General features: G+C 53.2%; 22 protein-coding genes. 13 read left to right on the top strand and 9 right to left on the bottom strand.

Annotated elements, in window-relative coordinates:
• A complete protein-coding gene (locus B3P58_RS19645) occupies positions 1-240 on the bottom strand; it encodes a YdcH family protein (RefSeq protein WP_145469734.1) in 240 nt (79 codons plus the stop codon).
• A gap of 145 nt (positions 241-385) precedes the next feature.
• Here B3P58_RS19645 and B3P58_RS19640 point away from each other — a divergent pair, with 145 nt between their 5' ends.
• Complete coding sequence (locus B3P58_RS19640; RefSeq protein ID WP_286719968.1) at positions 386-1,525, top strand: response regulator; 1,140 nt, start codon at positions 386-388, stop codon at positions 1,523-1,525.
• A 2-nt stretch (positions 1,526-1,527) separates the two neighbouring features.
• Here B3P58_RS19640 and trxC read toward each other — a convergent pair whose 3' ends face one another.
• From trxC to B3P58_RS19620, 4 genes are all read right to left on the bottom strand, one after another.
• Positions 1,528-1,965, bottom strand: coding sequence for a thioredoxin TrxC (trxC, locus tag B3P58_RS19635; protein WP_286719965.1), 438 nt, complete (start codon positions 1,963-1,965; stop codon positions 1,528-1,530).
• A gap of 317 nt (positions 1,966-2,282) precedes the next feature.
• On the bottom strand, positions 2,283-2,645 hold the full coding sequence (locus tag B3P58_RS19630) for a GreA/GreB family elongation factor (protein ID WP_286719962.1): 363 nt from the start codon (positions 2,643-2,645) through the stop codon (positions 2,283-2,285).
• Between the two features lie 194 nt (positions 2,646-2,839).
• Entirely contained in the window at positions 2,840-4,657 is a 1,818-nt protein-coding gene (gene dsbD, locus B3P58_RS19625) for a protein-disulfide reductase DsbD (RefSeq protein WP_286719960.1), read from the bottom strand.
• 28 nt (positions 4,658-4,685) lie between these two features.
• Positions 4,686-5,654, bottom strand: coding sequence for a polyprenyl synthetase family protein (locus tag B3P58_RS19620; RefSeq protein ID WP_230332707.1), 969 nt, complete (start codon positions 5,652-5,654; stop codon positions 4,686-4,688).
• A gap of 409 nt (positions 5,655-6,063) precedes the next feature.
• Here B3P58_RS19620 and rplU point away from each other — a divergent pair, with 409 nt between their 5' ends.
• From rplU to ispH, 12 genes are all read left to right on the top strand, one after another.
• The gene (gene rplU / locus B3P58_RS19615) at positions 6,064-6,375 is read left to right on the top strand and encodes a 50S ribosomal protein L21 (protein ID WP_145469727.1); all 312 of its coding nucleotides are present in this window, start codon (positions 6,064-6,066) and stop codon (positions 6,373-6,375) included.
• An 87-nt stretch (positions 6,376-6,462) separates the two neighbouring features.
• Positions 6,463-6,723: a 50S ribosomal protein L27 gene (gene rpmA / locus B3P58_RS19610; RefSeq protein WP_145469726.1), complete on the top strand. Its 261-nt coding sequence runs from the start codon at positions 6,463-6,465 to the stop codon at positions 6,721-6,723.
• 87 nt (positions 6,724-6,810) lie between these two features.
• Entirely contained in the window at positions 6,811-8,001 is a 1,191-nt protein-coding gene (cgtA, locus tag B3P58_RS19605) for an Obg family GTPase CgtA (protein WP_225692213.1), read from the top strand.
• Between the two features lie 57 nt (positions 8,002-8,058).
• Entirely contained in the window at positions 8,059-9,198 is a 1,140-nt protein-coding gene (proB, locus tag B3P58_RS19600) for a glutamate 5-kinase (protein WP_286719955.1), read from the top strand.
• 59 nt (positions 9,199-9,257) lie between these two features.
• A complete protein-coding gene (kdsA, locus tag B3P58_RS19595; protein ID WP_145469724.1) occupies positions 9,258-10,097 on the top strand; it encodes a 3-deoxy-8-phosphooctulonate synthase in 840 nt (279 codons plus the stop codon).
• Between the two features lie 116 nt (positions 10,098-10,213).
• Positions 10,214-10,480 carry a 30S ribosomal protein S20 gene (rpsT, locus tag B3P58_RS19590; protein WP_145469723.1) on the top strand — a complete coding sequence of 89 codons (267 nt, stop codon included), beginning with the start codon at positions 10,214-10,216 and terminating at the stop codon, positions 10,478-10,480.
• A gap of 167 nt (positions 10,481-10,647) precedes the next feature.
• The gene (murJ, locus tag B3P58_RS19585) at positions 10,648-12,231 is read left to right on the top strand and encodes a murein biosynthesis integral membrane protein MurJ (RefSeq protein ID WP_286719950.1); all 1,584 of its coding nucleotides are present in this window, start codon (positions 10,648-10,650) and stop codon (positions 12,229-12,231) included.
• 86 nt (positions 12,232-12,317) lie between these two features.
• Positions 12,318-13,271, top strand: coding sequence for a bifunctional riboflavin kinase/FAD synthetase (ribF, locus tag B3P58_RS19580; protein ID WP_230332710.1), 954 nt, complete (start codon positions 12,318-12,320; stop codon positions 13,269-13,271).
• 34 nt (positions 13,272-13,305) lie between these two features.
• Positions 13,306-16,200, top strand: a complete 2,895-nt coding sequence (ileS, locus tag B3P58_RS19575) for an isoleucine--tRNA ligase (protein ID WP_286719947.1) — start codon at positions 13,306-13,308, stop codon at positions 16,198-16,200.
• Positions 16,201-16,707 (top strand): signal peptidase II, encoded by a 507-nt coding sequence (gene lspA / locus B3P58_RS19570; protein ID WP_145469719.1) that lies wholly within the window; start codon positions 16,201-16,203, stop codon positions 16,705-16,707.
• A 26-nt stretch (positions 16,708-16,733) separates the two neighbouring features.
• Positions 16,734-17,177 (top strand): FKBP-type peptidyl-prolyl cis-trans isomerase, encoded by a 444-nt coding sequence (gene fkpB, locus B3P58_RS19565; RefSeq protein ID WP_145469718.1) that lies wholly within the window; start codon positions 16,734-16,736, stop codon positions 17,175-17,177.
• Positions 17,167-18,114, top strand: a complete 948-nt coding sequence (gene ispH / locus B3P58_RS19560) for a 4-hydroxy-3-methylbut-2-enyl diphosphate reductase (RefSeq protein WP_286719943.1) — start codon at positions 17,167-17,169, stop codon at positions 18,112-18,114. The genes fkpB and ispH overlap by 11 nt, the downstream gene beginning before the upstream one ends.
• Here the strand turns inward: ispH and B3P58_RS19555 are convergent.
• Genes B3P58_RS19555 through B3P58_RS19540 form a run of 4 tightly spaced genes read right to left on the bottom strand, consistent with a single transcriptional unit; the run spans position 18,111 to position 20,402 of the window.
• Positions 18,111-18,533, bottom strand: coding sequence for a type IV pilin protein (locus B3P58_RS19555; RefSeq protein WP_286719940.1), 423 nt, complete (start codon positions 18,531-18,533; stop codon positions 18,111-18,113). The two genes, ispH and B3P58_RS19555, sit on opposite strands and share 4 nt — an antisense overlap.
• Positions 18,533-19,372 carry a PilW family protein gene (locus B3P58_RS19550; protein WP_286719937.1) on the bottom strand — a complete coding sequence of 280 codons (840 nt, stop codon included), beginning with the start codon at positions 19,370-19,372 and terminating at the stop codon, positions 18,533-18,535. Before B3P58_RS19550 ends, B3P58_RS19555 begins: the two co-directional genes overlap by 1 nt.
• On the bottom strand, positions 19,369-19,935 hold the full coding sequence (gene pilV, locus B3P58_RS19545) for a type IV pilus modification protein PilV (RefSeq protein ID WP_225692220.1): 567 nt from the start codon (positions 19,933-19,935) through the stop codon (positions 19,369-19,371). The genes B3P58_RS19550 and pilV overlap by 4 nt, the downstream gene beginning before the upstream one ends.
• On the bottom strand, positions 19,929-20,402 hold the full coding sequence (locus B3P58_RS19540) for a GspH/FimT family pseudopilin (RefSeq protein WP_286719934.1): 474 nt from the start codon (positions 20,400-20,402) through the stop codon (positions 19,929-19,931). Before B3P58_RS19540 ends, pilV begins: the two co-directional genes overlap by 7 nt.
• Positions 20,403-20,405 lie beyond the last annotated feature (3 nt).

Below are 20,405 nucleotides of genomic sequence, written 5' to 3'. Positions count from 1 at the left end.
TCAGGCGCTTTTCAGCATCGCATACAAGTCGTCCTTCAGATGCAGACGGCGCATTTTCAGGCCTTCCAGGCGCTCATCGGAGGCCGCTTCAACGGCTTCTTCGATTTTACGTACTTCGCGGTCAACTTCATGGTACTCGTCAAACAGACGGGCAAAGTGACGGTCTTTCATTTTCAGGGAACGGATCTGGTCGCCCATGTCCGGAAATTCGCTGTGCAGGTCGTGGTGTTCAATTGTCATTATCAGGCCTCCTTTTGCAGATGCTTTCAGATTGCCTGCTCTGGCAGAAAGCGTCTTGATACAGATCAGGCGAATCCCTGTCGTTTGCAGGGGCTTTGCTATAGTTGATGCAGATCAAATCGTTAATTATTTCAGGGAGAGGGATATGAGTTGTAACAACGTTGCGCTGCTGGATGATGAGATCAGCATGGTCAGGTTGCTTGAGCGCGCGCTGGATAACTACGATGTTCAGTCCTTTACCGATCCGGAAGGGTTTCTGAATGGTCTGCGTCCGGAGACGGACTGTATTCTGCTGGATATTCAGATGCCGGGCCGTGATGGCTATGAAATCTGTCGTCTGTTGCGCGCCCGTGAAGCAACACGCCATACGCCGATTCTGTTTGTCTCCGGTCAGAGTGATCTTGACCAGCGTCTGCAGGGGTATGCTGCCGGGGCCGACGATTTTATCAGTAAACCTTTTAATATTGACGAGATGCGCGCCAAGGTTGAACGCGCTCTGCTCAGCAGTGAGCAGCGGGAAATTCTGCAATCATCGGCCGATTATGCCCGCCAGGCGGCGTTTGAAGCCATGACTCACTCGGCGGAGCAGGGGGAGATCAGTCGCTTTATCGAGCAGGTTATGGGCTGTAAAAACCGCCAGCAGCTGGCCTCTGTGCTGATTGCCAGCCTGAAAAACTTTGGCCTGAATGCTGTTTTGGCTTGCTGGACGGGGCCGGAGTTCTGTTTTGTCTCGCATGCTGAGCAGGTGCGGCCATTGGAAGCGGAGCTGTTGCTGAGCTGCCGCGAAGGCGCGCGTATTATCGAGCTGGAAAAACGCATGATAGTGAACTTTGGTAATGCATCCGTGCTGATCAAGAACGTGCCCTGGCAGGAAGAGGCACGCTATGGCCGGATAAAAGATCACCTGTGCGTTCTTATGAGCAGTGTACATGCAAGGCTGCAGTCGCTGGCGACTGAGCACAAACTGCATCAGCAACAGACGCTGCTGAATGCACTGGACGATGTGGAATATGCCCTGCAGCATTTGCAGCAGCGTCAGGATCAGGGGTTAAACAGTGCGCGTGAAACCGTGCAGGAGCTGGAGCTGGAGTTGTCAGAAGAGCTGCTGTTGCTGAATCTCGATCCGGATCAGGAGCAGCATCTGACGCAGCTGGTGCGTAATCATATGAGTCAGCTGGAGCGCCTGTATCGTAACTGCGCAGATGTCACTGGCCCGCTGCAGCCGGTGCTGCAGGCGCTGGCTGATATTGCCGGAAAGCGCCTGCCTGCCAAAGACTCTGTCTGAGATCAGTGAATTTTACTCAGCGCCGCCTGCAACCACTGTTGCAGCTGCGGTGCCGGTAAGGCTCCGGCCAGACGGTCAATTTCTTTTCCCTGATGATAAACAATCATCGTTGGAATACTGCGGATGCCCAGTTGCGCGCTGGTTTGCTGCGCCTGTTCGGTGTTTACCTTGGCAAAGCGCATCTGTTGTTGCATCTGTCCGCACAGCTGGGTAAATACCGGCGCCATCATCTGACACGGGCCGCACCAGCTGGCCCAGAAGTCCACCACCACCGGCAGATCATTTTTCAGCAGAAAACGCTGGAAATTGCTGTCGTTCAGCTCCACCGGATGACCGTTGAATAAGGGCTGTTTGCAGCGCCCGCACTGGGCCTGCAGCTTTTGTTGCTGATCTTCAGGGATGCGGTTAATGGCCGCACAGGATGGGCAGGTGTAATGCATGATGGAATCTCCGCGAAAACATGCCATCTATATGCGTCTTCGGTAATGAAGTTTCAAGGGCGGGGGCCGGTCTGTATTGGCCCCCGAGCAGGCTTATGCCGGATTTTGCTTCTTCGCGCGTTTGTCACGGCGCTTTTCTTTCAGCGTTTTGGCCGGCTGTTTCTTCTCTTGTTTTGCCATAGCAATAACTCCGTTCAGCGCTGCTGCCCTGTCTGCCGCAGAGACAGAAGCAACTTGCGGATAACTGAAGAGCTGTTTGTGCCCCGGGCACGCGGCAGGTTATGGGCTTCAAGGCGATATCCTCCATTTCCGGACGGTCAGTTGATGACCTGAATAACGGTGAAGACAGAGCGGATGCCCATAATATTCACCGCGCAGTTGTCGCCGGATTGCAAGCCGTTCAGAGCGGCTCCCAGCGGCGAAAGAATGGAAATGCGGTACTTACCGGGGTCGGCATCGGCCGGAGACGTCAGAACCACAGAAAAACGCTCAGCAGACTGCAGCACCACCAGAGAATTCAGGCGAATCGTGCGCTGGTTTTCCGGGCTGCTTTGCCGCACATCGCTATAGGCTTTCAGCAACTGTAAAGGGCTGCGGTAGCTGAAGGCATCCGTGGTGAGCAAATGCTGTTGCAGGCGCTGACCTAATTGCCGCACCGGGTTGGGAATACAGGAAATCATGTTTCTCTCCATAACTGATAACAGACGTTATGTTGCGCCGGAGAGTGAGGTGCTCTCCGGCTCAGTTCTGGAAGGTTCTGGCCTGCGACAGGGGAAGGAGGTGTTTCATATAATGTTATTTCTCAATAGCTGTGAGGCGATCATAGCCCGGAGAAAATAAAAGGCAAGCCTGCCGGGAGGCTTGCTGAATGCCTTCAGGGCAGATGCTTCTGGATGTGGGCAACAAAGCTGTCTTTGCTCAGCTCACCGACAATACGGGCGGATTGCATTTCCTGCTGCTGGTTGAAAAACAGAATGGTTGGCGGGCCGAAGATGGCGTGCTTCTGCATAAAGGCAATCTGTTCGGCGCTGTTATCGGTGACGTCGAGCTGCAGCCAGAGGACGTTCTTCATCATCTGCTGCACGTCGGGCTCGGCAAAGATTTCTTCTTCCATCACTTTGCAGCTGATGCACCAGTCGGCGTACAGATCGAGCATCACCGGTTGCTGGCTGGCAGCAATCCGGCGCTCAATATCGGTAACGGAATCGCTGCGGTAGAAGGCTGAGCTGTGCGCTGTTGTGCTGTTAGTGTTAGCCGCAACCAGACCGCCGCTCAGTGGTTGCAGCGGGTTGCTGTTACCCTGCAGCACGCCAACAAAGGCTATGATGCCGTAGAGTAAAAATACCCAGGCCAGACCCTTAACCAGCCGCTGTATGCCGCTGGCGGCCGGTTCCAGTGCACCCAGGCTGATGCCGTAAAACAGTGCCAGCAGTGCCCACAGCAGCAGGCTGACGCTCTCGGGCAGGATACGGCTCAGCAGCCAGATGGCAACGCCCAGCAGCAGAATGCCAAAGAATGCCTTGATCTGGTTCATCCAGCCGCCGGCCTTAGGCAGGAACGAAGCGCCGGTGGTGCCGAGCACAATCAGTGGTGCGCCCATACCGAGGCCAAGCGCCAGTAATGCGCTGCCTCCCAAAACAGCGTCGCCGGTGGTGCTCAGATAAACCAGCGCACCCGCCAGTGGAGCAGACACACAAGGGGATACCACCAGAGCGGAGAGAACGCCCATGATAAAGACGCTCAGCCACTGACCGCCTTTCTGGTTCTGATTCAGCTGGTTTAGACGATTACGCAGGCCAGAAGGCAGTTGCAGCTCATACAGGCCAAACATGGCCAGTGCCAGCAGCACAAAGAGAACGGCAAACAGAATCAGTACCCAGGGGGTTTGCATCCAGGCCTGAATATTGGCTCCGGCACCCAGCAGGCCTACGGTGAGACCGGCGGCGGCATAGGTCAGCGCCATACCGAGCACGTAGATGGATGACAACATAAAGCCACGGCTGGCGGAGGTATTCTTCTGACCCAGAACAACCGTGGTCAGGATGGGCACCATCGGCAGCACGCAGGGGGTAAAGGTCAGACCAAGACCAAGCAGGAAAAACAGCCCGACCACTGCGCCCCAGGAGCGGTTGCTGAACCAGCTGTCTGCTGCGCCGTTAGTTTGGTTGTTCGCTTTGTAGTTGCCAGTACTGTCTGTGGCAGTGTTGCCTGATGTCGTATCGGAGTTGGCATTGGCTGTTGTGTTTTGTGCAGCCTGGATATCGGCCTGAGTAATGGTCAGGCGAGAGCGCTGTGGCGGATAACACAGGCCGGCGTCGGCACAGCCTTGGTGGTGCAATACCAGTTCACCGGGCTGAAACCGGCTCAGGTCAAAGCGGGTATCCAGCTCACCATAAAATGCAGTGACCAGTCCAAAGGCTTCGTCTTCTTTTTCTTTACCCGGATGCGAGTAGTACACCGGGTCGGCCTTCAGCTCACCCTGCTGGATAAAAATGCGGTGCTTGTAGAGGTAATAGCCATCGGCGGAGTGCCAGCTGGCGTGCAGCTGGCCATTATCGATCAGCGTGGTCAGCGGAAATGCCTGTTCGACCGGCAGAAAGTCCGGCTCGTCGTTACCGGTCAGGCTGTCCAGCAAGCCAGCCTGCGCCGGCAGCCAGAACAGAGAAATACACAAGAGTAACCACTTCGCCACAGATAACCTCCGGGTCATTGTCCGTCTGTCAGGTATTACGCTTCACCGCCAGTAACGCCAGCGCACGCAGGGCCTCTTTGGCCTCTGAATCCGGTAAAAGTTGCAGATGCGCCTGGGCGCGGTCAGCACAGTCGTAGGCTTTCTGACGGGTGTATTCCAGCGAGCCCAGTTCGCGTACGGCATTCAGTACGTCGGCCATATCGTCAAGGCCGCCTTTGCGGATCGCCGAGCGGATCAGGCTGCGCTGTTGTTCGTTACCCTGAGCCATGGCGTGAATCAGCGGCAGGGTTGGCTTGCCTTCGGCCAGATCGTCGCCGACGTTTTTACCCATGGCTTCGGCATCGCCTTCGTAATCCAGCACGTCATCAATCAGCTGGAAAGCCATGCCCAGTTCCTTACCATATTCCTGCATGGCCCGGCTTTGCTCGGGAGTGCATTGCAGCAGAGCGGCGGCAGCATGGGTTGAGGCTTCAAACAGCATTGCCGTTTTGCCATGGATAACATCCATATACTGCGCTTCGCTGGTGTCCGGGTTCTTTACGTTGGTGAGTTGCAGAACCTCACCTTCAGCTATCACGCAGGTGGCATTCGACAGGATGCTCATCGTTGGCAGAGAGCCCAGTTCAACCATCATGGTAAAGGCGCGGCTGTACAGGAAGTCACCGACCAGTACGCTGGGAGCGTTGCCCCATTTGGCATTGGCGGTCGGATTGCCGCGGCGCATGTCCGAGGTATCGACCACGTCATCGTGCAGCAGGGTGGCGGTGTGCAGAAACTCAATCACGGTGGCCAGCTTAACCGCTTGCTCGTTGCACTGGCCGAATGCTTTGGCGGTCATCAGTACCAGTAGCGGGCGAATGCGTTTGCCGCCGCTGCTGACAATGTAGTCGGCGATCTTTTCAACCAGGGGAACGCGCGATGCCAGTTGGGTATGGATCAGGCGATCCACCGCCTGAAATTCGTCGCTGACGACAGCGAGAATATCTTGTATCTGCATGAATTAAGGGCCTTATAAAAAACGGCGCTCGACTCCGGCGGAGCTTGCAGGCAGAACCGGAGCGGCTGAAGGCGTGCAGTGTAGCGATGTACTGGAAGGGCTGACAACGATAGCGGGTGAAAAAGTGCGTTTTTGGCCGCCTGAAACCGGCTTTTCAGCATATTTTTACTTTTTGGCCTGTAATTGCCGTCGCCGCTGGCCGGGAGTTTTCGCTGCTGATGTCAGCCGGATGGCAGGCTTACCGCCCAATAGGATTGTGACTTGCGCGCGTGAATAAGCTGGGGTATAGTCTCGCGCCCCGAAATTCTGCTCCCTGCCATATGGAAACCAGAGCGTTGCCAGTAGAAGCAGGTCGTGAAAGTAGCAGCCAAGTAAGTGCCCGTTTATGGGCTCATGTGGAGATTACAGTATGTACGCTGTAGTAGTAACTGGCGGTAAACAGTACCGTGTTGAAGAAGGCCAGACCCTGAAAGTTGAGAAACTGGAAATCGCTACCGGCGAATCCGTTGCTCTGGAAAAAGTTTTGCTGATCGGTAACGGCGATGACGTTAAGATCGGTGCTCCTGTTGTTGCAGGCGCTAAAGTGACTGCTGAAGTCGTTGCTCATGGTCGTCACAAGAAAGTGAAGATTCTGAAGTTCAAGCGTCGTAAGCACCACATGAAGCAAATGGGCCACCGTCAGTGGTTCACTGAACTGAAAATCACCAGCATCGCTGGCTAATTATCTGAATTAAGTCCGGGGTCCGTGCCGGTTTGCCAAACCGCCGCATCCGCAGTGTTGCAGTGACCCCAAAACAGGAGAAAAGCAATGGCTCACAAAAAGGCTGGTGGTTCTACCCGTAACGGTCGTGATTCCGAGAGTAAACGCCTTGGTGTCAAACTGTTTGGTGGCCAGGCTGCAAAAGCAGGCAGCATCATCGTTCGTCAGCGTGGCACCCGTTTCCACGCTGGTACCAATGTTAAAGTTGGCCGTGACCACACTCTGTTTGCTACTGCAGACGGCGTTGTTACCTTCGAGGTAAAAGGTCCGGAAAACCGTAAGTTTGTAAGTATCGTTCCAGCCGCTTAATCGCTGCACGACTTACCCGAGCGCCCTGGCTGCAAAGTTCACTTTGAAGTCAGGGCGTTTTTGTTTGCATTCAAGAGGATATAAGGCATGAAATTCGTCGACGAGGCGCGAATTACCGTTCAGGCGGGCAAGGGCGGCAATGGCTGTATGAGCTTCCGTCGCGAAAAGTTCATCCCTAAAGGTGGCCCGGACGGTGGTGATGGCGGTGATGGTGGTTCGGTTTTTCTGGAAGCTGATGACGCCATGAACACCCTGATCGATTACCGTTACACGCGTCATTATCAGGCCGAAAACGGTAAGAACGGTTCCAGCCGTAACTGTACCGGTTATAAAGGTGCTGACCTCTATCTGAAAGTTCCGGTCGGCACGACGGCTATTGATGAAGACACCGGTGAAACGCTGGGCGACCTGACCGAACATGGTCAGCTGCTGATGGTTTCCCGTGGCGGCTTCCATGGTCTGGGTAATACCCGTTACAAATCCAGTACCAACCAGGCGCCGACCCAAACCAAGCCGGGTCAGCCGGGCGAATCACGCAACCTCAAGCTGGAGCTGAAAGTGCTCGCTGACGTAGGTCTGCTGGGTTTGCCGAATGCCGGTAAATCGACCTTTATCCGTGCCGTTTCTGCAGCCAAGCCAAAGGTGGCGGATTATCCGTTTACCACGCTGGTGCCGAATCTGGGTGTGGTATCGGTCGAAGCGCACCGTAGCTTTGTGGTGGCGGATATTCCGGGTCTGATTCCTGGGGCCTCTGATGGTGCCGGTCTGGGGACGCGTTTCCTCAAGCATCTGGTGCGTACTCACTTATTGCTGCATATCGTCGACATGGCACCCTTCGATGACTCCGATCCTGCGGAAAACGTACAGGCCATCAGCAACGAGCTGGAGCAGTTTTCTCCTGGTCTGGCGCAGCGTGACCGCTGGCTGGTGCTGAATAAGCTGGATCTGGTGCCGGAAGAAGAACGCGAAGCGCGTTGTCAGGACGTTATCGACCGCCTGCAGTGGCAGGGGCCGGTATACCGTATTGCCGCGATTAACCGCGAGGGTACGTTTAAAATCAGCTGCGACATCATGGAATACATTGAGCAGCGTCGTTTACGTGCCCAGGAAGATGAAGAATTTGCCGAGCAGTTACAGGCAGAGCGTGCACAGGTTGAAGCCGAAGCGCGTGAGCATATCGAGTATCTGCACGAGCGCCGTCGTCAGCAGCGCGAGCTGGATCAGGATGACGATGATGATGACGATTACGACGTGGAAGTTATTTATACCCGCGAATAATCGCGGCTAACCATAACGCTCGAAAGAGCAGTCGCAGAGAGCAACAGGCAGAAAGCAATGACGGCTGTGGAGTGGCAGGAAACCCGGCAGAAGCTGGCGCAACAGAAGCGCTGGGTCATTAAAATCGGCAGCGCGCTGCTGACCAATGATGGCCGTGGTCTGAATCGTGAAGGTATGCAGAGCTGGGTGGATCAGATTGCAGCTTTGCTGCAGCAGGGTCACGAAGTAGTGCTGGTATCATCGGGTTCGGTGGCAGAAGGCATGACCCGTCTGGGCTGGAGTAAGCGTCCGGACGAAGTGCATAAGCTGCAGGCTGCTGCGGCGGTCGGGCAGATGGGGCTGGTGCAGGCCTATGAGACGGCTTTTGCCGGTCACAAGCGCGCTACCGCACAGGTTCTGCTGACCCACGACGATCTCAGTGACCGCAAGCGTTACCTGAATGCCCGCAGTACCCTGCGCACGTTGCTCAGTCTGGGTGTGGTGCCGGTGATCAATGAGAACGACACCGTGGTTACCGACGAAATCAAATTCGGCGATAACGATACCCTTGGTGCGCTGGTTGCCAATCTGGTGGAAGCCGATGTGCTGGTGATTCTGACCGATCAGCTGGGCCTGTTTACCGCTGATCCGCGTTCAAACCCAGGTGCTGAGCTGATTGCCGAAGGCCGCGCCTCAGATCCGCAGTATATGGCGATGGCCGGCGGCGGCGGTGTATTGGGGCGTGGTGGCATGATCACCAAGATCCGTGCGGCCAAACTGGCGGCGCGTTCTGGGGCGGATACTGTGATTGTCGGTGGCCGCATTGATAACGTCATAACCCGTCTGCGGGCCGGTGAAGTGCTGGGTACTATGTTACTGGCTGATAAAGAGCCGGTGGCGGCTCGTAAGCAGTGGATTGCCGGGCATTTACAGACCCATGGTGAACTGGTGCTGGATGCCGGGGCGATTAAAGCCCTGCGCGAAGGTGGCCGCAGTCTGCTGCCGATTGGTGTGGTGGCGGTTGGCGGTAAATTTGAACGTGGCCAGGTGGTGGCCTGTAAAGACGAGCAGGGCAATCTGGTGGCTAAAGGTCTGGTCAATTACAACCAGTCTGATGCGCAGAAAATTGTGCGCACACCGACTGCGCAGCTGGAGCAGGCTCTGGGGTATATTGCCGAGCCGGAGATTATTCACCGCGATAATCTGGTAGTCTTGTAACTTTGGTGCAGCACTTGGGCTGTGCGTTAAGTAAAAGTAAGAATAAGCAGAGGAATAACATGATCGAGGCCGTAAACGTAGCCGGTATTAACGTCAGTAATGACGCGCCTTTCACTTTGTTTGGCGGCATGAATGTGCTGGAAAGCCGTGACCTGGCAATGCAGATCTGTGAACACTACGTAAAAGTAACGGAAAAGCTTGGTATTCCGTATGTGTTCAAAGCATCTTTTGACAAGGCTAACCGCTCCTCGATCAATTCCTACCGTGGTCCGGGCATGGAAGAAGGTCTGAAGATTTTTGAAGAAATCAAAAAGACCTTTAACGTACCGCTGATCACCGATGTACACGAACCTTATCAGGCCGCACCTGTGGCTGAAGTGGTGGATGTTATCCAGCTGCCTGCGTTTCTTGCGCGTCAGACCGATCTGGTGGTGGCTATGGCCAAAACCGGTGCGGCCATTAACGTGAAGAAGCCGCAGTTCCTGGCGCCGCATGAAATGCGCCATATCATCAAGAAGTTTGCTGAAGCCGGTAATGAGCGCGTCATGTTATGTGAGCGTGGTTCCAGCTTTGGTTATAACAACCTGGTGGTGGATATGCTGGGTATGGACGATATGAAGACCATGGCGCCGGTTATTTTCGACGCCACGCACGCGTTGCAGCGTCCTGGTGGTCGTGCCGATTCTGCCGATGGACGCCGTCAGCAGGCGTTCCAGCTGGCACGTTCCGGTATGGCTCTGGGGATTGCTGGTCTGTTTCTGGAGGCGCATCCGAATCCGGCTGAAGCCAAGTGTGACGGCCCTTGTGCCTTACCGCTGGACAAGCTGGAAGTGTATCTGGAGCAGATGAAAGCCGTGGATTCGCTGGTGAAGTCTTTTGCAAAAGTGATCATCGACTGATCATTAAGGGAAGGGACTGCTTTTTAAGCGGTGCCCTTGTTGACACTGGGGCGGGATGTCTGGATAATCCCGGCCCTCTTAGATTTGATTGATAAACCAATTTTGAGGAGCCGACTGTGGCAAATTCCGCTGGTTCTCGTAAACGCGCCCGTCAGGCTATCAAACGTCGTGCTCGTACTGTAGCTCTGCGCTCAATGGTGCGTACTTACATTAAGAAAGTACACGCTGCTGTTGCGACTAACGACTATGACCAAGCCCAGGCTGCGTTTACTAAGACTCAACCTTACATCGACAAAATGGTGAACAAAGGTATTCTGCACAAGAATACTGCTGGACGTATCAAGAGTCGTCTGAATGCTAAGGTTTTCGCACTGAAAGGTTAATCTCTGATTAACGTTCCGGTTCGGACGAAAAACCCGCTTTTGCGGGTTTTTTTGTTTCTGTCGTTTGCTGCGCGGATATGGCCAGGCCCGGCTGACTTTCCTGCAGGCTTTCCTACAGACTTTCCGGTGTAGCTGCGTATGATACGCGCAGGTAAATGGAGACTCGTATGACGCAACCGCAAGACCCTACTCCCGCCGAACAGAAGCCAGCCGGTAAAGGTCTGGGCCTGCTGCGTTCGTCGTCGATTGTCAGCCTGATGACGCTGCTCAGCCGGGTGCTGGGGCTGATCCGTGATGTGGTAGTGGCGCAGTATTTTGGTGCCCGCGCCGATGCTTTCTTTGTTGCCTTCAAAATTCCCAATTTCTTCCGCCGTCTGTTTGCCGAAGGGGCTTTCTCCGTCGCTTTTGTGCCGGTGCTGAGCGAATACCGCCGCCTGCGGCCGCTGGAAGAAGTGCAGCTGCTGATTGCCCGTACTTCCGGTGTGCTGGGAACGGCACTGCTGGCGGTGACACTGCTGGCGCTGTTGTTTGCCGATTATCTGCCCTGGATTTTTGCGCCGGGCTTCCGTAATGATCCGGAAAAATTTGCTTTAACCGCCGATCTGCTGCGTATCACCTTTCCTTATCTGTTGTTTATTTCGCTGACGGCCTTTGCTTCCAGCGTACTGAACAGTTACGGCCGTTTCGCGGTGCCGGCGTTTACTCCGGTGTTGCTGAATCTGTGCATGATTTTCGCCACGCTGGTGATGACCGACTGGTTTGAAGAGCCGTTGTTTGCGCTGGCCTGGGGCGTGTGCCTGGCTGGGCTGGTGCAGCTGGTGTTTCAGTTGCCGTTTGTGGCGCGGCTGGGGCTGCTGGTGCGCCCGCAATATCAGCCCAAAGATGAAGGCGTTAAGCGTATCGGCAGTCTGATGGTGCCGGCGCTGTTTGGTGTATCGGTCAGTCAGATCAATCTGCTGCTGGATACTCTGCTGGCGTCTTTTCTGGAAAGCGGCTCGGTGAGTTGGCTGTATTACTCCGACCGCCTGAACAACCTGCCGCTGGGTGTTTTTGCTATCGCTATCGGCGTGGTGATTCTGCCGGCGTTGTCGGGCCGTCATGCCGCGGATGAAAAGGACAGCTTTTCCCGTACCCTCGACTGGGCGGTACGTATGGTGTTTCTGATTGCCCTGCCGGCAGCGCTGGCGCTGGTGCTGCTGGCGACGCCGCTGATGTCGACCATCTTCTTCCATGGCGAAGTGACGGCCTACGATGTCGGCAAGATGAGCCTGAGCCTGCAAGCTTACGGCAGTGGTTTGCTGGCCTTTATGATGATTAAGGTGCTGGCGCCGGGCTATTACGCCCGTCAGGATACGAAAACCCCGGTAAAAATCGGTATTCAGGCGATGGTGGTGAATATGGTGCTGAACCTGATTCTGGTTTTCCCGTTCGCTCATGCGGGTCTGGCGCTGGCGACCTCGCTGTCGGCCTATTTTAACGTGTATATGCTGTACCGCGGCCTGCGAAAGCAGGGGGTCTATCAGCCGCAGGCCGGATGGTGGTCTTTTGCCGGCAAGTTAGCGCTGGCTAATGGCGCTTTGGCGGCACTTATGTGGTGGCTGATGGGGCCGGCGCAGAGCTGGCTGGAATGGTCGCCTTCACTGCGTGCCGGCTGGATGGCGCTGATCGTTGTCTCCGGCATTGCTCTGTATTTTTCTTTGCTGATTGCAGCAGGCCTGCGTTTGCGTCACCTGCGTGGCGAAGTGTTCTGAAATCACAGGGCTGGCCAAATGGCTGTTCCCTGAGCAGTCATTTGGCTATAATCCGGCCCTTTGTATTCGGCGGGTAGTGGTTGTAGATGCGCTTATTGCGTGGGCTTCATAACATTCCGGAAGACTTCAGCGGTTGTGCGGTTACGATCGGTAATTTCGATGGCCTGCATCTTGGCCATCAGGGGATTCTGCGGGCGCTTAAAGCGGTCGCGCAGCAACACTCGGTGCCAACCCTGGTGATGTTATTCGAGCCCCAGCCGAAGGAGTTTTTTGCGCCTCAGGTGGCACCGCCACGTCTGGCTAATCTGCGTGAGAAACTGCAGGATCTGGCCGCTCAGGGCGTGGATTATGTGCTGTGCCTGCCATTTAATCAGACACTGCGCTCTATGCCGGCGGATGCCTTTATCCGCGATATTCTGATTTCTGCCTTAGGCGTTAAGCACCTCATCGTCGGCGATGATTTCCGTTTTGGCTGTGACCGCAGCGGTGATTATCAGGCGCTGGCCCTGGCCGGCAAAGAACATGGCTTTTGTGTGCAGGATACTTCCACCTTTGAGGTGGACGGCGAGCGGGTCAGCAGTACCCGCATACGCAGCGAGCTGGCCGCGAATAATCTGGCGCGTGTCGCGCATCTGCTGGGACACCCTTACCGCATGTCGGGCCGTGTCGCCTTTGGCCGTCAGCTGGGCCGTATGCTGGATACGCCAACGGCCAATGTGATGGTGCGGCGCAGTAAATTACCGCTCAGTGGTGTATTTGCGGTGTGCACTATTGATGAGGCTACAGGGCAGAAATATCAGGGCGTGGCCAATTGCGGCGTTAAGCCCACCGTCAGCGGAGAGCCGGAACCTTCGCTGGAAGTACACCTGCTGGATTTTCAGGGCGATCTCTACCACCGCCATTTAACGGTGGAGTTTTTACATAAAATCCGTGAAGAACAGAAATTTTCTGGTCTGGATGAACTAAAGCAGGCCATTGCGGCCGATAAAACAGCGGCCAGACATTATTTTGCCGCCTTGCCTGATTCATCCCGATTTTGAACCGAATTCAGACTTTCAGAAAAGTGACGCAGCTATGAACGATAAAGTGGAAAGCCAATATAAAGCGACGCTGAATTTGCCCGATACCGACTTCCCGATGCGCGGAAATCTGGCACAGCGTGAACCGGAAATGCTCGCCCGTTGGGAGCAGATTGGCCTGTACCAGAAAATTCGTGAAGCCCGTGCCGGCCGTGATCAGTTTATTCTGCACGATGGCCCGCCGTACGCGAACGGCAAGATTCACCTGGGTCACTCCATTAATAAAATCGTAAAAGACATCATCGTTAAGTCGCAGACGCTCAGCGGTAAGGACTCACCTTACGTACCAGGCTGGGACTGTCACGGTCTGCCGATTGAATTAAAAGTGGAAGAAAAAGTCGGCAAGGTTGGCGTGAATGTCAGCGCCAGTGAATTCCGTAAGCATTGCCGTGAATATGCGATGGAGCAGGTGAATGGCCAGCGCGCCGATTTCAAACGCCTGATGGTACTGGGGGACTGGGAAAACCCGTACCTGACCATGGATTTTAAATTCGAAGCCGACATCATCCGTACGCTGGGTAAAATCATCGATAACGGCCATCTGCACAAAGGCTTTAAACCGGTTAACTGGTGCTCTGACTGTGGTTCTGCACTGGCCGAAGCTGAGGTGGAATATCAGGATAAACAATCCATCGCTATCGATGTGAAATTCGCCTTTGCGGACAGCACTGCATTGCTGCAGGCTTTTGCTGCTGATGAATCTCTGGCGGCAAAAACGATCAGTATTGTGATCTGGACCACCACACCATGGACGCTGCCGGCTAACGAAGCCGTATCTGTACACCCGACGCTGGAATACTCGCTGGTATTGCTGAAAGAACAGGATGAAATTCTGCTGCTGGCCGCCGATCTGGTGAACGATGCCATGCAGCGCTACGGTATCGCGGCTGATGGTTTTGAAGTGATAGCCACGGCTAAAGGTTCGGTTTTTGGCCAGTTGGATGGGCAAGCAACAGCACCTTTCGTTGTACAACACCCGTTTATGCCCGCGGCAGACGGCGGTGCGAAATATGTGCCTGTCATTACCGGTGATCACGTAACAGCAGAGTCCGGTACCGGAGCGGTGCATACCGCACCTATGCACGGTGCGGACGACTTTGTGGTGTCTAAACGTTTTGACGTTAAATCTGACGATATGCTGGTTGATGGCGCCGGTAACTTTATCAGCAACGCGGCTCTGGATGCGCTGGAGCTGGCAGGATTAAGTACCGCCGATAAAGGTAATTTCCGTGTGCTGGGGTTATTGGCAGAAAAAGGCGCATTGCTGAAAAAAGCGAAAATTACTCATAGCTATCCGCATTGCTGGCGTCATAAAACGCCGATTATTTTCCGCGCCACGCCGCAGTGGTTTATCAGTATGAATCAGGCCGGATTGCTGGAAAAAGCCCTGCATGAAGTGAATGAAAATATCGAGTGGAAGCCAAGCTGGGGTCAGGCGCGTATCGAAAGCATGATGACCGACCGCCCTGACTGGTGTATTTCCCGTCAGCGTACCTGGGGTGTGCCGATTGCGTTATTTGTGCATAAAGAAACCAGTGCACTGCATCCGGATTCTGCGGCCTTGATTGAAAAAGTGGCCCTGAAAGTTGAAGAAAAAGGTATTGATGCCTGGTTTGAACTCGAAGCCGCTGAGCTGTTAGGCGCTGACGCCGAACACTATGTAAAAGTCACCGATACGCTGGATGTATGGTTTGATTCCGGTGTATCCCACAGCGCGGTTTTGCGTCAGCGTAAAGGATTGCGGGCACCGGCTGATCTTTATATGGAAGGTTCAGACCAGCATCGTGGCTGGTTCCAGAGCTCCTTGCTGACCAGTGTCGCCGCGTACGGTGAAGCACCTTATAAAAGTGTGCTGACGCACGGTTTTACGGTCGACAGTAATGGCCACAAAATGTCCAAGTCGCTGGGCAATACGATCGAGCCTGCCGAGGTTATTAAACAGTACGGGGGCGATATTCTGCGTTGGTGGGTTGGTGATGTTGATTACACCGGTGAAATTACGGTGTCTCAGGACATTTTCAAGCGCAGTGCGGATTCATACCGTCGTGTACGTAATACCTGTCGTTTCCTGCTGGCCAATATTAATGGCTTTAACCCGCAGACCGATATGGTTGCCGGAAATGAACTGCTGCCGCTGGATGCCTGGATGGTGAATTATACCCGCCAGTTGCAGGACAAGGTTATTGGTTACTACCACAACTATGACTTTAAAGGCCTGACCAAAACACTGATGAATTTCTGTGTGACGGAGCTGGGTGGTTTCTATCTTGATGTGATTAAAGACCGTCAGTACACCTGTAAAGCCGATGGTCTGCCACGCCGTAGTGCGCAGACGGCTCTGTACCACGTGCTGGAAGCGATGAGTCGCTGGATTGCTCCGATTCTGTCATTTACCGCAGAAGAGATCTGGAGCTGTCTGGCCGGTGAGCGCGAGGAATCGGTAATGCTGGCCGAATGGTACAACGCTTTCCCTGACACCGGAGCCAGCACCTTTGATGATGCGTTCTGGGCCGATATTATCGCCGCCAAAATTGCCGTGAACGGTGTGTTGGAAAAAGCCCGTACCGATAAAATCATTGGTGCCAGCCTGAGTGCCGAAGTAGAAATTTACGCGCAGCCTGAACTGAAAGCTCAGCTGGAAAAACTGGGTGATGAACTGCGTTTCGTGCTCATTACTTCCGGTGTTCAGGTATTGGATTTCAATGCTGCAGCCGGTGTTGAAACCGAGCTGACAGGTTTGCGTGTGCAGGTTAAAGCGTCTGCACATGACAAATGTGAGCGCTGCTGGCACCACAGCGATGATATTGGTCAGAATGTTCAGCATCCGACGCTGTGCGGCCGTTGTGTGGAAAACGTGGAGGGCGATGGCGAAGTCCGTCGTTTTGCATAAATGCCGAATTCTCAGCAGTCCCGCTCAGCATTAATCTGGCTCTGGTTGGCACTGGCGGTATTCGTACTGGATATCGCCACCAAACAGCTGGCCGAAATGATGCTGACGTATGGCCGTCCGGTATATTTATTGCCCGTACTGGATTTTACCCTGCTGTATAACCGTGGGGCGGCCTTCAGTTTTCTCGCTGATGAGTCTGGCTGGCAGCGCTGGTTTTTTACCGCTGTTTCACTTGGCGTGAGTGTCATGCTGATTGTCTGGCTGAAACGTTTGCCGCGTACACAAATCTGGATGCCGGTTGCGCTGGCGCTGATTTTAGGCGGTGCTTTGGGCAATTTATTTGATCGCCTGGTGTATGGTCATGTGATCGATTTTATTTCCGTACATTGGGATCGTTCGTATTTTCCGGCTTTTAATCTGGCTGACTCGGCAATTACCGTCGGTGCTGTGATGATGGCATTGGATGTTGTGCGCGAGACCTGGCAGGAACGTCGTCAGGCTTCCTGAAATATAGTTTTTATTGAGTAGTTATTATGTCCGTCGGAATCATTGCAGCAGACAGTAAAATCACAATGCACTTTGCATTGAAAATCGACGATGAGCAGATTGTTGATTCAACCTTTGAACGTAGCCCGGTTAACTTTGTTTTGGGCGATGGCAATCTGTTGCCAGGTTTCGAGGAGTATTTACTGGGACTGGCAACCGGCGATCATAAGACTTTCAGCGTGCCGCCGGAAAAAGCCTTTGGTCAGCCGAATCCGCAGAATATGCAGGAAATGAAGCGCAACAGCTTCCCTGTTGATATGCCGGTTGCACCGGGCTTAATGGTCTCTTTTGCTGACGCTCAGGGAGCAGAGCTGCCGGGCGTTATCAGCAAAGTGGAAGGCGATTGGGTAACTGTTGATTTCAACCACCCGCTGGCGGGTAAAACCCTGCAGTTTGAAGTGCAGATTCTTGAGGTTCAGAATGCAGATTAAACTCGCTAATCCACGGGGTTTTTGTGCTGGTGTTGATCGCGCTATCGACATTGTTAACCGTGCGCTCGATTTATTTGAACCACCGATTTATGTGCGCCATGAAGTGGTGCATAACAAATTTGTGGTGAATGGCCTGCGCGAACGTGGTGCTATTTTTGTCGATGAACTGGATGAGGTGCCGGATAACAGCATTGTTATTTTTTCTGCCCATGGTGTGTCTCAGGCGGTACGAAAAACCGCAGAAGATCGTGGCTTGCGCGTATTTGATGCGACCTGTCCATTAGTGACCAAGGTACATCTGGAAGTCAGCCGCTACAGCGCCGATGGCAGTGAGTGCATTCTGATTGGCCATAAAGGTCATCCGGAAGTTGAAGGCACAATGGGGCAGTATGATTATGCTCAGGGCGGACATATTTATCTGGTCGAAGACGAAGAAGATGTGGAAGCACTGTCGGTAAATAATCCGGACAGATTGTCGTATGTAACGCAGACGACGCTGTCTATGGATGACACCGCGCGTGTAATTGATGCTCTGCGGGTAAAATTCCCCAATATTCAGGGGCCGCGTAAAGATGATATCTGTTACGCCACGCAAAACCGTCAGGATGCAGTGAAAAATCTGGCCGCCGATTGTGATTTGTTACTGGTTGTCGGCTCACCGAACAGCTCCAACTCGAACCGTTTACGTGAGCTGGGTGAGCGTATGGGAGCGAAAGCTTACCTGATTGATAACGCCGCAGAAATCCAACCGCAGTGGCTGGAAGATGTGAAGGCCGTTGGTATTACCGCAGGAGCGTCAGCTCCGGAAGTACTGGTGCGTGAAGTGGTTAACAAGCTGGTTGCTCTGGGCGGAGAAGCCCCGCAGGAAATGCAGGGCCGCCCGGAAAATGTGGTGTTTTCGTTGCCGAAAGAGTTGCGGCTGAATACCGTCGATTAGAGGTCTACTTCAGTAGACCCAAGCTTTTTAACCTGCTTACCTGTGGTATTGAAAATTAAAATACCATCTTTCTCTTGGCTATTTCCCTGAGGGGGAGTAGCTACCAGTTGCACGCACTGAGTGTATGGCATGGCTCCACATTTCTCGACGGTGATTTTGTAATAACCTTTAGGGGTTGTATATGAAGTGCTTCCCATGCCGAGTTTGGTCAAGGAATCGGCATAGGTCATATTGTCAGCATAATAACGCTCTTGGGCACTCAAGATAGCATGTATGCTTTCTATGCCATCACTGCGGTTGCTGCGCATAGAATAATTTTGGTATGAAGGTATAGCTGCGGATGCCAGAATTGCGACGATCGCCAGCGTTACCATCAGTTCAAGTATTGTAATACCTTTGCTGTTTATTAAAGTATTCATCACATTCTCTTTGTATTTGGAAACCAAACTGTACCGTTTTGTACGTAGCGTGCAATAGTGTCGGTATAGGGAGCTGTTGTTGAATCCAGTAAACCAAATACCCGGGTATCGTTTGGCAGGGTATTATTTTCATTGAACTCCCGAGTAAGAATCGCTAATCGCACGGCGGTAACAGCTGACCAGTCGGCGACTTTATCCGCAGAAACAAAATTGACAACACTGCCGCTTCCGGATCCATCACTTACGCCAACCAGTAGTTGTATACTTTCAACGCCATTAGCGATAGTTTGTGCGCTGCCTTGTCTAATACCACCTTCATCATAAGTTGCACAGCGGAATTGATAATCGTTTGATAGATCGGTATCACCGGTATTGGGCTCTACCCAATAAACATCGATCACTGGCGTCATATTATCGGTAATGGAGGTAGCCAGGGCTTCACCTCCACAGGTTTGCAAATCCTTTTGAGAGGCTGTTAAGCCACCGGTTGAGCGGCGAATCGCTAAGCGATCACCACCTGTATTGTTGCTTGATGTTTCAAAAGTACAATGCGCAGAATTGGCTGGGGGAACCGCGGCGGTTGTACATAACTCCGCGAGTGGTGCAACGCTGATGCTTGACTGGTAATCACTGTTATAGCCTGCAGTTGCGATTTCTTTATCAAGCCAGGCCATTACTAATCGTCCGGTTTCCTGTGCCTGTGACAAACCTTCTGCTGTCGACGCTGTACGGGCACTGGTGATCATAATGTTCATAATGAAATAGGAAATAACAACGCTCAGCGCAGCGGCAAGCATCAACTCAATTAATGTCATCCCGGATTGACGAGCTCTGTTCATAGCTGTACCTGCCGTGTAATTGTGGCTGTTCGATCTGTAGTGCCTTCATTTGAAAAATACAGTGTGTTCCCGCCAGCATCTTTTCCCGATGTCCTGACATCCCAGGTCAGAGAAAGTGTAGCCTGCTTATTGGCAGCATTTACCGTGATTGACAATCTTGGGTTGCTGATAAAATCAGCATAAGATTGGCGAACAATTTCCCCGTTAATTGTATTACCTTTTGTGCAGGCAACATCCCATAAATCAAAAGCAGCCACCTCGGTAGCCGTGCAGATCGCGGCATCTTTCTTACTGCCTTTCTCGTCGTAATCCGCGCATCGGGTTGGCACATTGCCACAGGCGTAAACACCATTGGTGTTGTAGTTGACAAGAGCTGTGCTGTTTGAATTTATACGACTTGCCAGATCTTCAAGCATCCATACTGCTTGTGAGCGATTACCGGAATCCTGGGCTGCTCTGTTAGATTGCAACTGCAATGCACTGATACCTAATAAACCAGTTGTGGTTATTGCCAGCGTAACCATCACTTCAATCATAGTGATACCGCTTTGTTTCCTCAGCATTTTGCTACTCCTGTCAGAATGACCTGGCCGATGCGATTGACAAGGAGTGTTCTTTTCCTCTGGCCAGAACACTCTGGAACCGAAATGGATATTGTCGCATCAGCGTTGGTTCGTCCTTTAGGGTCGAAAATTAATGGACTTCCGGTTTTTAATGTGACGCTGGATAACGTATTGGCAGCCAGGCTCAGCTTTCTTTCTCTAAGGACTGTATTCGTACTGACATCCGTGACTTTCCATCCGCCCTTCCAGCTGTCTACAGGTTCAAAGCTTACAGATTGTCCTGTTGTAGAGGATTGGCTTCTTGCATAGCGTAAATCGAGCTCTAAGTCTCTGTACAGGCGATCAGCAAGACTATTAGCTGACATGCTTTGCATTGCAGGCAGTGCAGCCATGAGGAGTATGGCTGCAATAGCAATGACTATCATCATTTCAACCAGCGTGAAGCCTTTTCGCGTACCGCTTTTCATTGA

Origin of the sequence: Thalassolituus sp. UBA2009 (assembly GCF_002335285.1) — a bacterium.
Classification (GTDB): domain Bacteria; phylum Pseudomonadota; class Gammaproteobacteria; order Pseudomonadales; family Oceanobacteraceae; genus Venatoribacter; species Venatoribacter alkanivorans.
Note: the sequence above shows the minus strand (reverse complement) of the source record. Positions and strands in the feature narration are given on the sequence as shown.